General features: G+C 32.9%; 10 protein-coding genes. 4 read left to right on the plus strand and 6 right to left on the minus strand.

From position 1 onward, the window contains the following. Positions 1-415 precede the first annotated feature (415 nt). The 4 genes from O5639_RS07810 to O5639_RS07825 form a co-directional block, all read right to left on the minus strand. Positions 416-1,726: a protein arginine N-methyltransferase gene (locus tag O5639_RS07810; RefSeq protein WP_269623985.1), complete on the minus strand. Its 1,311-nt coding sequence runs from the start codon at positions 1,724-1,726 to the stop codon at positions 416-418. 441 nt (positions 1,727-2,167) lie between these two features. Next, the gene (locus tag O5639_RS07815; protein ID WP_269623986.1) at positions 2,168-4,348 is read right to left on the minus strand and encodes a tetratricopeptide repeat protein; all 2,181 of its coding nucleotides are present in this window, start codon (positions 4,346-4,348) and stop codon (positions 2,168-2,170) included. 323 nt (positions 4,349-4,671) lie between these two features. Next, complete coding sequence (locus O5639_RS07820) at positions 4,672-6,579, minus strand: tetratricopeptide repeat protein (protein ID WP_269623987.1); 1,908 nt, start codon at positions 6,577-6,579, stop codon at positions 4,672-4,674. 318 nt (positions 6,580-6,897) lie between these two features. After that, positions 6,898-8,913 carry a tetratricopeptide repeat protein gene (locus O5639_RS07825; RefSeq protein WP_269623988.1) on the minus strand — a complete coding sequence of 672 codons (2,016 nt, stop codon included), beginning with the start codon at positions 8,911-8,913 and terminating at the stop codon, positions 6,898-6,900. Between the two features lie 595 nt (positions 8,914-9,508). Between O5639_RS07825 and O5639_RS07830 the strand changes: the two genes are divergently transcribed. Further along, positions 9,509-10,237: a hypothetical protein gene (locus O5639_RS07830; protein ID WP_269623989.1), complete on the plus strand. Its 729-nt coding sequence runs from the start codon at positions 9,509-9,511 to the stop codon at positions 10,235-10,237. Positions 10,238-10,472: 235 nt separating this feature from the next. Here O5639_RS07830 and O5639_RS07835 read toward each other — a convergent pair whose 3' ends face one another. Together O5639_RS07835 and O5639_RS07840 are read right to left on the minus strand one after the other, a co-directional pair. Then, positions 10,473-10,712 carry a hypothetical protein gene (locus O5639_RS07835; RefSeq protein WP_269623990.1) on the minus strand — a complete coding sequence of 80 codons (240 nt, stop codon included), beginning with the start codon at positions 10,710-10,712 and terminating at the stop codon, positions 10,473-10,475. Between the two features lie 399 nt (positions 10,713-11,111). Beyond that, positions 11,112-11,429, minus strand: a complete 318-nt coding sequence (locus O5639_RS07840; protein ID WP_269623991.1) for a hypothetical protein — start codon at positions 11,427-11,429, stop codon at positions 11,112-11,114. A 309-nt stretch (positions 11,430-11,738) separates the two neighbouring features. Between O5639_RS07840 and O5639_RS07845 the strand changes: the two genes are divergently transcribed. From O5639_RS07845 to mrdA, 3 genes are read left to right on the plus strand one after another with little or no spacing between them, the layout of a single operon-like run. Then, entirely contained in the window at positions 11,739-12,350 is a 612-nt protein-coding gene (locus O5639_RS07845; RefSeq protein WP_269623992.1) for a hypothetical protein, read from the plus strand. A 16-nt stretch (positions 12,351-12,366) separates the two neighbouring features. Beyond that, on the plus strand, positions 12,367-12,741 hold the full coding sequence (locus O5639_RS07850; protein WP_269623993.1) for a hypothetical protein: 375 nt from the start codon (positions 12,367-12,369) through the stop codon (positions 12,739-12,741). Positions 12,742-12,762: 21 nt separating this feature from the next. Beyond that, entirely contained in the window at positions 12,763-14,598 is a 1,836-nt protein-coding gene (mrdA, locus tag O5639_RS07855) for a penicillin-binding protein 2 (RefSeq protein ID WP_269623994.1), read from the plus strand. Position 14,599 lies beyond the last annotated feature (1 nt).

Consider the following 14,599-nt stretch of genomic DNA (forward strand, 5'->3'; position numbering starts at 1 on the left):
GCATGTTTTAATAGGAAAAAGAAGTGGTTACAATTTTTCCCTCCTATGAGACAAGCAGAAGGGCCAAATTTTCATATAGATAAAGGAGAAAGAATTTCTATGTAATCTATATATCAATTTCTAAAAGGGAAATATCAACGGGAGAATATGTCTTTTATGTCATTCCTACATTTTGCCCTCGTGAATTAATGAAAAACTTTTTCAGTGAGGGAATCTGATTACAAGGAATTTATGGTGTATTAACTATTGAGAGGGAGTCATGGAAACATCTAATTTCTTTCGATAATTTGCTTTATATGGCTTGATAAAGGTTTTACATATTATGTGTAAAGATAAAATCGTTTACTATGTTTTGGCTTAAAGGGTCTTTTTATGAAAGTTTTATTGAGTGGGAATAATACGACTAAATAATAAACTATAAGTTTATTATTTTAACTGCTACTTGGTTTGTCATATAGGAAATGGCAAGTACTTCGTAGGTGAAGTTGTGATTAGAGCAAAATTCATTCAGTGCTTTATATTCGTCTTGCTCCCAGTTTTGATTAATAATAAATTCATCAAATATTAAAATTGTATCTTCATCTATTATATTCTTTGAATAATTTAAAGCGCAGAGCGTAGAAGAATAAAGATCGGCATCAAAATTTATAATTGATGCTCTAGGTTTAGGCTTTGCAAAAAAATTTGGAAGTGTATCCTCAAATTTACCTTCTATAAATGTACCGCCATCAATTTTAGGAATTACGCCTTCTGCTGAATAGCTTCCTTTTTTCTGTCCATACCAATCTTCAGGTAAGCCTTCAAAAGTATCAAACCCATAACCATTTTTGAAAGTATCAATTAAATACTTAAATGAGGCACCACGCCAAACACCAAACTCATAAAAGGGGCGGTTCTTTTTACTTTTTTTAATCATACTGTCAAATAAAGCCCATCTATGAAAAAATAATTCTGGTAAATAGGGTAAAGATGAAACCCATTTGATGGAACTCATATAAGGATGATCTTTGAGAGAAGTTTCTATTAACTTATTAAATAATGATTTATCTCCTTGATGTAACTTTAAAGCACTAAGAGTCAGTTTTGCTTTTAAAAAATTTTTATCAATTCGAAGACATTGATTTATTCTTTCTTCTGCTTCTTTAATATTATTAGATATGGCATATAAATTCCAAAAAGCTTCAACTAAAGTAGGATTAATTTCAATTGCTTTGCGTAGTGATAATTCTGCTTCTTTTAATCTTCCAAGATCACTCAATATATTCCCCAGATTGGAATAAGCATTTGCGAAAGCAGGATTAATTTCAATTGCTTTGCGTTGTGATAATTCCGCGTCTTTTAATTTGCCAAGATTTTTTAATATTATTCCAAGATTAAAGTGACCATCAGCGAATTTAGGATTAATTTCAATGGCTTTCCGAGTTGATAATTCTGCGTCTTTTAATTTTCCTAACCCTTGAAGAATTGCTCCATAATTAGAAAAAACCCTGTGGTCATTACATTCTTGATTGATTAAAAATTGATAATATTTTGCGGCTTCTAAAGTGTTTCCTTCTGAATGCAAACTAAACGCTTTATCAATTAATTGTTTTTTAGAAGATTTAGAAGGAGAATTTGTATTAATAGTAAGATTTTCGTTTACCTTTCCTAAATCAAATGGAACAGAGAATATTGTGACTTCAGAAAAATTCATCTTTCTTGTTTTATTTTGATTAGATTCCTTCATATTTTTTCTCCTTTGATGATTAGCACTTTATTCATAATTATAAGTCTTGTTGATTGCTTCTCTAATGACAAATGAAATCATCGATGGAACAATAATCATATTTTGCATATTATTTCTCTACTTAGAGATTTAAGACAGGAGGACAATCTTACTAAACCTAAACAGGGTGTCATATGATTGACGTGATCTCTAAGATGGGTATATAAAAGGGTAAAAATTTTTCTTACACATATCTCACGAGAAGTGAGTGGAAATTCTTTGTTTGATGGACTCGGATTGTAAGAATATTTAGGGTATGAACGATTCATTGGGAATGCCATCGACTACGAAAAGCTAGTTATAAAATTAAAAAAACACTTCGACTTGTAACCATTACTCTATAAAAGTTTCAGCAAGATGGTTGTCTCTGCAAAATCACATATTTTCAAGATTTTGAAATACTTAGATCCTTGTCTTACAAACCCAGAACTGATACATTCCTCCGAAGGTATTGGGAAATTTTTCTTCAAATCTTGCCCAGTTTTGTAAGTTTATTTGCTTTGTATCCTGTGGGAAATTTTTTGTATAGAGAGATTTAATTGGTTGTTGGATTAAGAAACCAAGAAATTCTAATCCATTAGATTTAAAAGTTTTTTGCAGGCGGTTAATTGTGAATCTATGTTCTTTTGTATGAAAGCAAAGATCACGGCATTCAGACATCGTAAAAAAATCACCGCTATTTCTAAGATTACTTATTTGTTTAATCTTGTCAGAAAATATATTCTCTCTAAAAGCTCGAATGTCTTGATCATTGGATTGAAGATTGTTAGTGCTGATATACTCTCTTGCTTGAACAATATTTTTTCTTGCTAGTTCACTATATAAGCCTAATTTCAGAAAACCATTATTCTTTAAAACATCTAATAAAGCTCTCAAGCCTCTTGAAGGATCATTCATATGGTGTAACACGCCGCTACATTCAATAATGTCAAACTTTTCCTTTAGTAAACTAATTTCTAAGATATCCATCTGAATTAATTCCACATTATTAATTCCAAGTTCATTTATTTTCCGTTGGGCGTAGGAAAGACTAGATAAGCTTATATCTATACCAATTATTTGAGCATTCGTATACTTCTGTGATTGCAAGATTTGATTACCTGTTCCACATCCAGCAATAAGAATTTTGATTTCTTTATTATAGAAATTCAGTCCTATTGAATTGGGTTTAATCTCATTGTTAATTACTTGTATACTTGAGAACTTCTTTTCATTAAATATATTTCCATACCGCCATCTAGGATATGGACTTTGCTCATATTGAGATTTTACCTGCTTAGAAATATCATCAGTTATAATGCCTAACTTTTTTATGCTTTTAGATAAATTAATTTCTTTTAGAGGTTCTGATACTTGTAATATTATTAGTTCATTAAAACTTGGATTAGAAGAATTAAAATTTTTTAAGGATGGCAGTTGATCAAGAATTTTATATAGTGGATAATAACAAGCTATTATTGCAATATTTTGTTCATTTATTTCTCCATTTATACATAGTTGGATAATTTTATTAATAGATAACTCTTCTTCTTTTGAAAATGAATAAATATATTCATTAAGGAAGCATTGCTCGGCTAGAGCAAAAATAAATTCCAATTCATAGTCATTTAATTCAACTTTATTTTTCTCAATCTGATCGCATGTATTTTTCCTAATACTTGTTAGTAACATCTCTAATCTATAATCTTTAAATATAATTTTTTTAAGAGCATTTATGAAGACTCTTTCACTTGAAAACAATCCATTTTTGCTATATTCTAAATTTAATTTTCCTTGATTATTTTCTATTTTATTTATATAAGAAAATTTAAAAGCATTAAATAATTCTTTATGTGGAATATCATTCCTTTTCAGTAGATCATTTAAAATAATTTTTAACTTTGTTTGATTTAATAAAGATGGATTTGATTCGTTTAAAAATCTTGTGATGAATGGGTAAAAATTAGGATAATTTGGATCAATTTCAATTGTTTTAAGGTAACAATCAAATGCTTCTTTTAAGTTACCAAGATCTCTCAATATATTTCCAAGATTGAAATGTCCTACTGCGTAATCATGGTCCAGTGTGATTGCTCTTCTAAAAGATAGTTCTGCTTCTTTTAAGTTACCGAGATCTCTCAAGATATTTCCTAGATTGGAGTGAGATATTGCTAAATTAGGATTGAGTTCAATTGCTCTTCGAATAGATAGTTCTGCTTCTTTTAAGTTACCAAGATCTTTCAATATATTTCCTAAATTGGCATGAGCATTTGAATAATTAGGATCGATGGCAATGGATTTTCGGTAATAGCTTTCTGCTTCTTTTAAATTGCCACGATTTTTTAAAATGATTCCAAGATTAGAATAAACTCTATGATCCTCGAATCCTTGATTGATGAAATCTTGGTAATATTTTGCTGCTTCTAAAATGTTACCTTGTGAATGAAATTTAAATGCTTGATTAATTAGCTCTTCTTTAGAGATTTGACCTGCTGTATTACTATCAATATTTGCTTTTATTTTTCTTAAAGCAGATGGCACTTGTAATCTGCTCACTTCAACCGTTTTATTTTTTTTGTGCTCTCGTTTCTCAGACCCCTCCATTTCTTATCTCTAGCTTTTATATCTGCTACCTTACTACTAATGTCAATCTTTTTTCCATATTAGATTTCAAGAATTTTACTATTAGCTCTAATCTGTATTCACCTTGTCTGAACTGATTCAGGATGGCTTTAATTCCCACTGTTGGGAAGCCTTCGAATAGTGTTTTTCGTGTAATCAGGGGCGTGATTGTGATCGATCCTTTGAGTTCAGACCTTGTTTGTCTCACTTAACATTTCACATCTTCAACTAAAAACCATGCTCTTTATTATATCTACTAAGAAATTGCAAAGCAATTATTCGATAAGGTATTAGTGTTTCAGTAATCAGTTTGTTGCGATTTCTTTTTTAAGTGCGATTGATACTCTTTCCATCACTTCTTGCCAATTATGTCGCTCGTGTTGTCTGAATAATCTCATCGATGGATACCAAAATGTTGTTTCTTCTTTTAGTCCCCATGTCCAAAAGGGTATATCTCTTAAAAGTAACCAAACTTTTTTTCCCATTCCTCCAGCTAAATGAGCAATTGATGTATCACAAGTAATAATCAAATCGCAGTTCTGGATGATGGCAGCATTTTCAAGAAAATCCCAAGTGGAATTAATTTGTGGTTGGCATTCAACAAACTTATTTTTAAATGAGCATTGTTCTAATTGTTCTGAACCAAACCCTTTTTGTAGAGAAAGTATTGATAGTTCATTCTGCTTAAAAAGAAGCGAGAAAGTTTCTAAAGGAATTGATCGCCCTTGATAACGCTTTTCTGCCTCTCGATCCCCTTGCCAATTAATCCCAATGATTGGTCTTTTTTCTTTAGAAAAAATATTTTTCCATTTTTGAGTGAATTGATCTGTTGAAAATATGTATGGTTGAGAAATGATTGGATTTTTTGGACTGATTTTGAGATATCTAGCTAAAGATAATAGTGGAATCCATTGACGTGCTGAAACTTTTTCTACTTGTTCTGGAGTTAATGGATTTTGATCAATGGCTGAAGATTGGATCAATGAATGTAGTTTGGTTTGAGCAGAAAAAGAGACATCAAGACCTTTCTTTCTTAAATAAGGTATGTATCTCATATATTGAAGTGTGTCTCCTAAACCTTGCTCACTAATAACTAAAAGTTTTTCTCCTTTTTGAAATTCTTTATTATCTTTTCTTTTGATTTTTGGCTTGCCGTGAATACGAGCAGGTCTCTTTTTTTTAAATCTAAACTCATAGTTCTCTAGACCAGAATGGTAATTTCCATGTAACAGCTCTAAGTATGAAAGGTTGGAATACGCCTCAGCTAAATCAGGATTCAATTCAATAGCTTTGCGAGTGGATAATTCTGCGTCATGTAATTTGCCAAGATCTTTCAATACGGTTCCGAGATTTAAATGAGCCTCGGCGAAATTAGGTTGAAGATCAATAGCTTTGCGTTGTGATAATTCTGCGTCATGTAATTTGCCAAGATCTTTCAATATATTCCCCAGATTTGAATGAGCTATTGCGTAATCAGGTTTAAGATCAATGGCTATGCGTTGTGATAATTCTGCGTCATGTAATTTGCCAAGATCTTTCAATATATTCCCCAGATTTGAATGAGCTATTGCGTAATCAGGTTTAAGATCAATAGCTTTGCGTGCATATAATTCTGCGTCATGTAATTTGCCAAGATCTTTTAATACGGTTCCGAGGGTTAAATGAGCCTCAGCGAAATTAGGTTGAAGATCAATGGCTTTGCGTTGTGATAATTCTGCGTCATGTAACTTGCCAAGGTCTCTTAATATATTTCCCAGATTGTAATGCGCCATTGCGAAGTTAGGTTGAAGATCAATGGCTTTGCGTTGTGATAATTCTGCGTCATGTAACTTGCCAAGGTCTCTTAATATATTTCCCAGATTGGAATGATTTTCAGCAATATGAGGTTTAAGATCAATGGCTTTGCGTGCATATAATTCTGCGTCATGTAACTTACCAAGATTTTGTAAGATTACCCCATAATTCGAGAAAACCCTTTCATCCTTGAAGTCTTGATTTATCAAATATTGATAGTATTTTACTGCTTCTTTTATGTTCCCTTGTGAATGAAAATTAAATGCTTGATTAATTATTTGTTCTTTAGAATGTTTAGATGCGGTGTTGGTAGTAATTGTAATATTTTCTTTGATTTTTTCTAAAGTAAATGGAACTGAGAATGTTTTAATTTCAGAGACTTTACGCTTACCTGGTTCTTGCTTCTCAGGCCTCTCCATTGTTTATTTTCTTTTGAATTTTAAACATCTTACTCTTAATTCTAGTCAATCTATGCTTTGTTGACTCTTTCTGAAATCATGTTTGAACTCATAGAGGGATCTAAACAGTTGATCTTTATATGACTTCTCAATCTTTAAATCAATGTCTAAAATGGAAATTTAAAAGGGAGAAAATCTCTTCTATGCCTTCCCCATATGTTTTGCACGAGAATTGAGGGGAAATTGGTTGCATACGGGAAAGAGATTATAAGGAATATTTGGGGTTTCATTGAGTGGGAATAGTAAAGACTACTACTTTGTAGTTATAAAGTTAAAACCTTACTTACATATTTCTTTTTTAAGTGCGATTGATACTCTTTCCATCACTTCTTGCCAATTATGTCGCTCGTGTTGTCTGAATAATCTCATCGATGGATACCAAAATGTTGTTTCTTCTTTTAGTCCCCATGTCCAAAAGGGTATATCTCTTAAAAGTAACCAAACTTTTTTTCCCATTCCTCCAGCTAAATGAGCAATTGATGTATCACAAGTAATAATCAAATCGCAGTTCTGGATGATGGCAGCATTTTCAAGAAAATCCCAAGTGGAATTAATTTGTGGTTGGCATTCAACAAACTTATTTTTAAATGAGCATTGTTCTAATTGTTCTGAACCAAACCCTTTTTGTAGAGAAAGTATTGATAGTTCATTCTGCTTAAAAAGAAGCGAGAAAGTTTCTAAAGGAATTGATCGTCCGTGGTAAGAACGCTTTTCCATCTCCGGGTTTCCTTGCCAATTAATCCCAATGATTGGTCTTTTTTCTTTAGAAAAAATATTTTTCCATTTTTGAGTGAATTGATCTGTTGAAAATATGTATGGTTGAGAAATGATTGGATTTTTTGGACTGATTTTGAGATATCTAGCTAAAGATAATAGTGGAATCCATTGACGTGCTGAAACTTTTTCTACTTGTTCTGGAGTTAATGGATTTTGATCAATGGCTGAAGATTGGATCAATGAATGTAGTTTGGTTTGAGCAGAAAAAGAGACATCAAGACCTTTCTTTCTTAAATAAGGTATGTATCTCATATATTGAAGTGTGTCTCCTAAACCTTGCTCACTAACGACTAAAATCTTGCTTTCTTGGTTTGATAGTTGATTGTCGATTCGTTTAAGTTTTGTCTTGCCGTGAATAAGAGCAGGTCTCTTTTTTTTTAATCTAAACTCATAGTTCTCTAGACCATCTTTATAATTTCCTTTTAGGAGTTGTATGAGAGATAGATTAAAAAAAGCTTCTGCGAGATTAGGATTTTGTTCAATAGTTTGGCGAGTAGATACTTCTGCTTCTTGTAAGTTACCAAGATCACTCAATATGCTTCCCAGATTGCAATGAGCTTGTGCATGGTCAGGTTTGAGTTCAAGTTCAATAGCTTTGCGAGTAGATACTTCTGCTTCTTGTAAATTACCAAGATCACTCAATATGCTCCCCAGATTGGAATGAGCTATTGCGTAATCAGGTTTAAGTTCAATGGCTTTTCGAGTCGATACTTCAGCTTCTTCTAAGTTACCAAGATCACTTAATATACTTCCCAGATTTGAATGCGCTTCTGCATAGTCAGGCTTGAGTCTAATCGCTTTTCGAGTCGATAATTCAGCTTCTTGTAAGTTACCAAGATTACTGAATATACTTCCCAGATTTGAATGCGCTTCTGCATAGTCAGGCTGGAGTCCAATCGCTGTTCGAGTCGATACTTCAGCTTCTTGTAAATTACCAAGATCTTTTAATATGCTTCCCAGATTGGAATGAGCCATTGCAAAATCAGGTTTAAGTCCAATCGCTGTTCGAGTCGATACTTCAGCTTCTTCTAAGTTACCAAGATCTTTTAATATGTTTCCCAGATTTGAATGCGCTTCTGCATAGTCAGGCTTGAGTCTAATCGCTGTTCGAGTCGATACTTCAGCTTCTTCTAAGTTATCAAGATCTTTTAATATGTTTCCCAGATTTGAATGCGCTTCTGCATAGTCAGGCTTGAGTTCAATCGCTGTTCGAATCGATAATTCTGCTTCTTTTAATTTTCCAAGATTCTTTAAAATGATTCCATAATTAGAAAAAACTCTGTGGTCTTTGAATCCCTCATTTATAAAATGTTGATAATATCTTAATGCTTCTAATATATTTCCTTGTGAGTGAAATTTGAATGCTTGATTAATTATTTGTTCTTTAGAATATTTAGAAGGGAGTTGAGTAGAAATAGTAAGATTTTCTTCAATTTTATCTAAAGCAAAAGCAAGTGGAAATGCTTTAACCGCTTTAAATTTATTGTTTTCCTGCTCTTTTTTATCAGAACTTTCCATTTATTTTATCATGACTGTCTATTGAAATATATTTTACTACTAATGTACAGATTACTTGGCTTTATATTTCTTCAGCGAGATAAAGCAGTAGCCTTGTGATTGCTTCGCCAAGAGATCTTTATTTTATGTGACATTTGAGAGTTGCTCTTGCATTGACTTCTCTAAAAAGTTATTGAGAACTATTTATACAGTCTTTCGTGTATATGATTTCATACCAGTATCTAGTTATTGGTGAGTTCAAATGAATTATCTTTGAAATGTCTTGTAGAGAAGCTAATGATTGGGGAGGAAGATCTAAACTGAAGAAATTCCCATAGATGAGTTTCAGCAAGTCTTTTACTAGGTCTAAAATAAATAATTAATTTGATGAATTTACTTAAGTATTTGATTGAGGAAATAGTTCGTTTAAAAAATAATTAATTATTACATTTAATCTTATGGAGTGAAAATATTTGTTTATAAAAAGTAGATGAATAATCAAATTTGTCACTTTTTTATTCTTTGGATCTTTCTTTGCATTTCAAACAAGCAAATTAATTGTGGCCAGAGTTCGAAAAAGGCGTGATCATTTAATAACAGAGAGTTTTAGCATCTAATGTCATTCGAAGTTACTTACAACGGGGATATTCAATACATTAAGGTTTTCTACTCAACTGATAAAACCAGAGATGGAAAATATTATGGCCATTTCTACAAAAAAATGGATGCACTTGCGAGTGACTTAAAACGCTTAAAACAGGAACTTGATGAAGATAGTAAAAAGGCAGCGATGATTGCTAAAGATGCTGCTAATAAAGCACTTTCTGAGAGATTTGGATCACTCAGATACATTATTGATGAGCGTCATTGGGACGAAGATATGGTTATCAGTAAGATTCTTGATGATAGAAAAGAGGAAATGTTGGCACTAGCACAGAAGACCTTTAATAACGAGGTTCTTCTGGAAGAGGACGGAGCAGAAGAATATCAAATCCACTTGGATGAAGGAGTAATAGAAGTTGATGGCGAGGGTGTAGAGACATCGATAATGGATTTTTTTGATTCTGACGATTATCACGCATTGAATGAAGCAAAATTAGAAAAATTGGAACAACTTGATTGGTTTATTATTTGGTCGAGAACAGAGGCAGGTGAGTTTAAGACAGAGGGTGGACAGCACCAGGGTAATTATTCATCGAAGGAATTAAACATGAAAAATTGCTTACTTACTTATAGAAATTTACCTCTTGTTATTCCCTCTAACGGCACGGATATCTTTAGTAATGAACTTGAAATCCATTTTGCAGATGAAACCAGAACTAGCATTGAAATTCGTGATGCTTAAGCTTTATCAGCATTGAGCGCAACCAAAATCAATTTAGAGAGAAAATGGAAAGGTTACCTTAATCAAATAAAATCATCTGTGTTTACTTCGAATACAAATTAAGAGCATGGTGAACGCAATGAACACTGGAAAATTTCAAGAAATAAAAAATGGGGTGAGAGTTCTTGCACCCTATTTATAATCTTGATTATTAGTGAAATTTAGTGAATTAATCTTTTTCCTTATTGACTTATATTTACTTACCACCATTGCAGAAGCGAACTGAATTGGAAGTACTCTTTCCAGTCGCTTGAACCTCTGCAACACATTCGTTGAATACTTTAGACTCTTGTTTGACAGAACAAAAACCAACGGCTATTACAGCAAGAGCAACAGCAGAAACGACACTAGAACCTAGTTGAATTATGCCATAGGCAAACATCGCTTTGCCTTTTCCACCGCAATTTTTTTTGTTTATTTTATTTTCTTCAGTCATTTGATTGTAGTTAATAATTTATTTTAATTTAATCGTAGCTTCATTCATGTAAAAACTTGTAGAGAATACCGTTCACATTTAATTTTTTGAGATCAGGTGGAAATGTTTCCTTGTTTGCACCGTGGAATATGTCAATTTCTCACAAAGACATCTTTACTCATCTGATGGAAAACTCAAATATGAGCAGGTGTGTTTATTGACAATCATGTTAGATAATTCAAAAATTATTTATTAAAAAAACACTCTTCTTACAAGAAGTTAGGTGCTTTTTTTAACAGAACGATTGTGTGAGGAGTTGGCCTGTCACTTTATTTCTACTCCTCTGAGGACTTTTTATCACTATTACAAATCAAAATGACTTAGAGCATGAGGCTAAATTGTTTTATGGCCTGCAGATTCTTAGTCTTCCGCATTTTCAAATTGTTTTGCTAATCTAAAACCTTTTCTAAGAATTAAATATATTCCATATAAACCTGCTAACAGCGGAAGAACTATTAGAGGGTTTGGACTGTAGTTGGAAGAGTTTTTTACACCATCGACGTATTCTATACCTGAGCATTTGAAATATAGAAAACTTGTGAATACAATTCCCCATCCAACGATTGATAGAATGCCTCCTTTTTTGTCACCTTCATAAAATCTATCTAAACCCCATCCCCAACCGATAGCAAGGATTACTCCTCTTGTGACAGCATTTTTTTCTTGCTTACGTAGCATTGCCTTGTGTGAGTATGTTCGCAATGAACATAACTGAAAAATTGTTGTTTTGCATGAATAGATTAAAGAAGATACTTGTTCCTGTAAAAATTTGGATTTCGCTTGTTGAGAAAATTCGTACGAAATCAAGTCTGAAAGCATCCTTACTCAAATTTATTATTTGAGAGTTAAATAGACATTGATCAAAATAATTCTATCTGCACTTTTTGAAGTTAGACCAATTTGAATATTCTTAAGTTGAGCAATCATATGTCAGGGGGTGGTCTCTTTCAACAAAAAAAGATAACTTAGTTCAATGGCTGATTACTTTTGACAGTTGCACAACAGACTGATTCTCATTTAAGCCGAAGGCTTCAGAATGATAGTATTACTATTTCTGGAAAGGTTATTTATATTAATCCTTTTCTATATTGGCGACGATTCGACAACAATACTGATAGATGGTTGAGAGAGCCTGGCCAGTTAGGGGAGGAGCAAATCAATCTTAATAGAACTCGCTTTTATCCTGAAGTTGATTGGACTTTTCTTACAGACGAAGAGCGTGTTATTAAAGATGCTGCAGTTGAAATGTTTTTAAAAACACTTGAATTAATAGGAACTTTTCACCCTCATCTTACTGCTGGACAATTGTTAGAAGTAGAGAGAAAAATGGCAGTAACTAAAAAAAAGTCTTTTGAGCGTTGGGTAGAAAAGTCTTTTAGAAAAAAAATTAATCAAGCTTCAAAAGAGCGTAATAGGTTTGCTAGAGAACGTTTTATAAGAGGTTGGAGAGAATGGTTAACTCTAGAAACCACCCATCAAGCTTTTCTTCCATTCGCAGCAGCCATTGTAATGTCAATCTTTGCGGGTTGGTCCATAGGTATTTCTAATAATAGTTGTACCCCTTACTTCTCAACATCAGAAACAGGTATTCTGAAGTAGCGTTTATAAAGCCATTATGGCTCAAGATCAATTAAAGGATTTTCATTTATTTGCAATAGAGTCTGCTTTACCTTTTGGTATGGGTATTATTCAAAATGCTAAAACCGGTGGACTTCAAAAAATAATGGATGTAATCAAATCAAAAGATCCATTTACAGAGTTCCAAGTTGATGGTGAGCCCTCTGCAAAGAGAGTGAGGGAAAAGATTGATCAATTGATTCCCGGCTTAGGTTATCCAGTCGTTTCAGTTGATGTAACAGTTGAAGAGAATTATCCTGATTATGAAATCAATGATCACGATTCTTTAGTCTCAACTTTAAATAGAATTGACACTAAATTAGATGAATTGAGACGTTGTTTGAACAATGACTCATTAAAAATAGATAATTAATAAATATTCTTACTTTTCTTAATGAAGAAAAAAGAAAAATTATATTTAAGTTCTAAGAAGCATGTAGGTGCTTTTAATCAACCCCTGATTTTCTTTTTGTTTATTTGTTTAATTTTTTCAGTTACAGGTGTGCGTCTTTTTTGGATACAAATAATGAATGGATCATATTATAAAAAACTATCAGAAGAAAATAGAATCAAGCTAATTGCTAATCCACCAATAAGAGGAAGATTATTAGATCGTAATGGTGTAGTTCTTGCTGATAATAAACTCTTTTATTCATTATCTATTCAACCTAGACTTTTAACTAATAGTGCATGGATTGATCTGAGAAAATCTTTATCTGATTTGTTAAATGTTTCTACTGATGAATTAGAGTTTGCATTTAATAGAAGTCATTCTGACACTCCTTATAAAAAGGTACTATTAACTGATTTATCAGAGGAGCAAGTTATAAGGTTTAAAGAACAAGAGAATAACTTGTATGGTGCTCAAATTGATATTGGTTTAGTTAGAAACTATCCTTATAAGTCTTTAGCTGCTCATGCTTTGGGTTATACACAGTTAGTAACGCAAAATGAGTTCTCTAAGCTTTCAGAAAGAGGTTATAAATTATCTGATCGAATTGGACGTAAAGGTATAGAAGCAGCTTTTGAATCTGAATTGCGAGGTGAATGGGGAGGTGAAATGCTTGAGATTGATTCAATAGGTGCGGTTCAACGGAGCCTGGGGTTAAAGTTGCCTAAAGCTGGTAAGGATATCAAATTAACTCTTGATCTGGGCTTACAACTCACTGCAGAAAAAGTTTTGTCCGATAAAATTGCTGGAGCAATTGTAGCGATGGATCCACGTACAGGTGCAATTAGAGCAATTGCTAGTAAACCTACTTTCGATCTTAATTTTTTTTCTCAACCTTTTACAAATAAACAATATGACAATCTTTTTGTGTCAACTAATCTTCCTCTTTTGAGTAGAGCATTTAATGCGTATGATCCAGGAAGTACATGGAAACCTGTTACTGCTATAGCTGGTATGGAAAGTGGGAAATTTCCTGCTAATCAAAAATTAAAGACGGTTCCTTGTATTACATATGGGAGTCATTGTTTTCCAGAACATAATAAAAGAGGTTTTGGGTGGATAGGCTATGAAGATGCATTCAGAGTCTCAAGTAATACTTTCTTTTACCAAGTTGGAGTTGGTTCTGGTTCGAAGGCTTTATATGATGCCGCAATCAAACTTGGCTTCGATAATTATAGTGGGATAGAAACTTATCTTGATGAAAATAAAGGCTTAGTAGGGAATAAGAAATGGGCTGATGAGGGTCGTGGCTTGGGTAAGCCTGGAGAAACCCCTTGGATCGTAGAGGACATGGCTAGTGCATCTATTGGTCAATCTGTTGTTCTAGTTACTCCATTGCAATTAGCAAGAGCATATGCAGTTTTTGCAAATGGTGGTTATTTGATTACTCCTCATTTAGTTGATGCCAATATAAATTGGAGATCAGAGAAATATTTAGAAAAAGTAGATATTCATGATACGACACTCGATACAATTCGTCGCGGTCTTCGAAAAGTAGTAACTAGTGGTACAGGCATGGGAATAAATAAAGATACCTTTACTCTCCCTCCAGTCGCTGGTAAAACTGGAACGGCTGAAGATAGTAGTGGAGGTGCTGATCATGCATGGTTTGCTGGTTTTGCACCTTATGAATCTGGAGAAATAGTTATTGTTGCATTTGCGCAGAATACTCCTGGTGGTGGTTCAGTGCATGCTCTACCTATGGCAAAAAAAGTGTTGCAGACATGGTATGAGTTGCAGTCTAATAACCAATCAAGTAGTGGTAAAGATGAGGAATAGA

The sequence above is a fragment of the Prochlorococcus marinus str. MIT 1214 genome, from assembly GCF_027359355.1.
GTDB classification, from domain to species: domain Bacteria; phylum Cyanobacteriota; class Cyanobacteriia; order PCC-6307; family Cyanobiaceae; genus Prochlorococcus_B; species Prochlorococcus_B marinus_F.

What these genes read in the sequence shown, in the direction of transcription:
- O5639_RS07810 (WP_269623985.1), bottom strand. Translation starts at nt 1,726, where the DNA reads ATGAAGGAATCTAATCAAAATAAAACAAGAAAGATGAATTTTTCTGAA.
- O5639_RS07815 (WP_269623986.1), bottom strand. Translation starts at nt 4,348, where the DNA reads ATGGAGGGGTCTGAGAAACGAGAGCACAAAAAAAATAAAACGGTTGAA.
- O5639_RS07820 (WP_269623987.1), bottom strand. Translation starts at nt 6,579, where the DNA reads ATGGAGAGGCCTGAGAAGCAAGAACCAGGTAAGCGTAAAGTCTCTGAA.
- O5639_RS07825 (WP_269623988.1), bottom strand. Translation starts at nt 8,913, where the DNA reads ATGGAAAGTTCTGATAAAAAAGAGCAGGAAAACAATAAATTTAAAGCG.
- O5639_RS07830 (WP_269623989.1), top strand. Translation starts at nt 9,509, where the DNA reads ATGTCATTCGAAGTTACTTACAACGGGGATATTCAATACATTAAGGTT.
- O5639_RS07835 (WP_269623990.1), bottom strand. Translation starts at nt 10,712, where the DNA reads ATGACTGAAGAAAATAAAATAAACAAAAAAAATTGCGGTGGAAAAGGC.
- O5639_RS07840 (WP_269623991.1), bottom strand. Translation starts at nt 11,429, where the DNA reads ATGCTACGTAAGCAAGAAAAAAATGCTGTCACAAGAGGAGTAATCCTT.
- O5639_RS07850 (WP_269623993.1), top strand. Translation starts at nt 12,367, where the DNA reads ATGGCTCAAGATCAATTAAAGGATTTTCATTTATTTGCAATAGAGTCT.
- mrdA (WP_269623994.1), top strand. Translation starts at nt 12,763, where the DNA reads ATGAAGAAAAAAGAAAAATTATATTTAAGTTCTAAGAAGCATGTAGGT.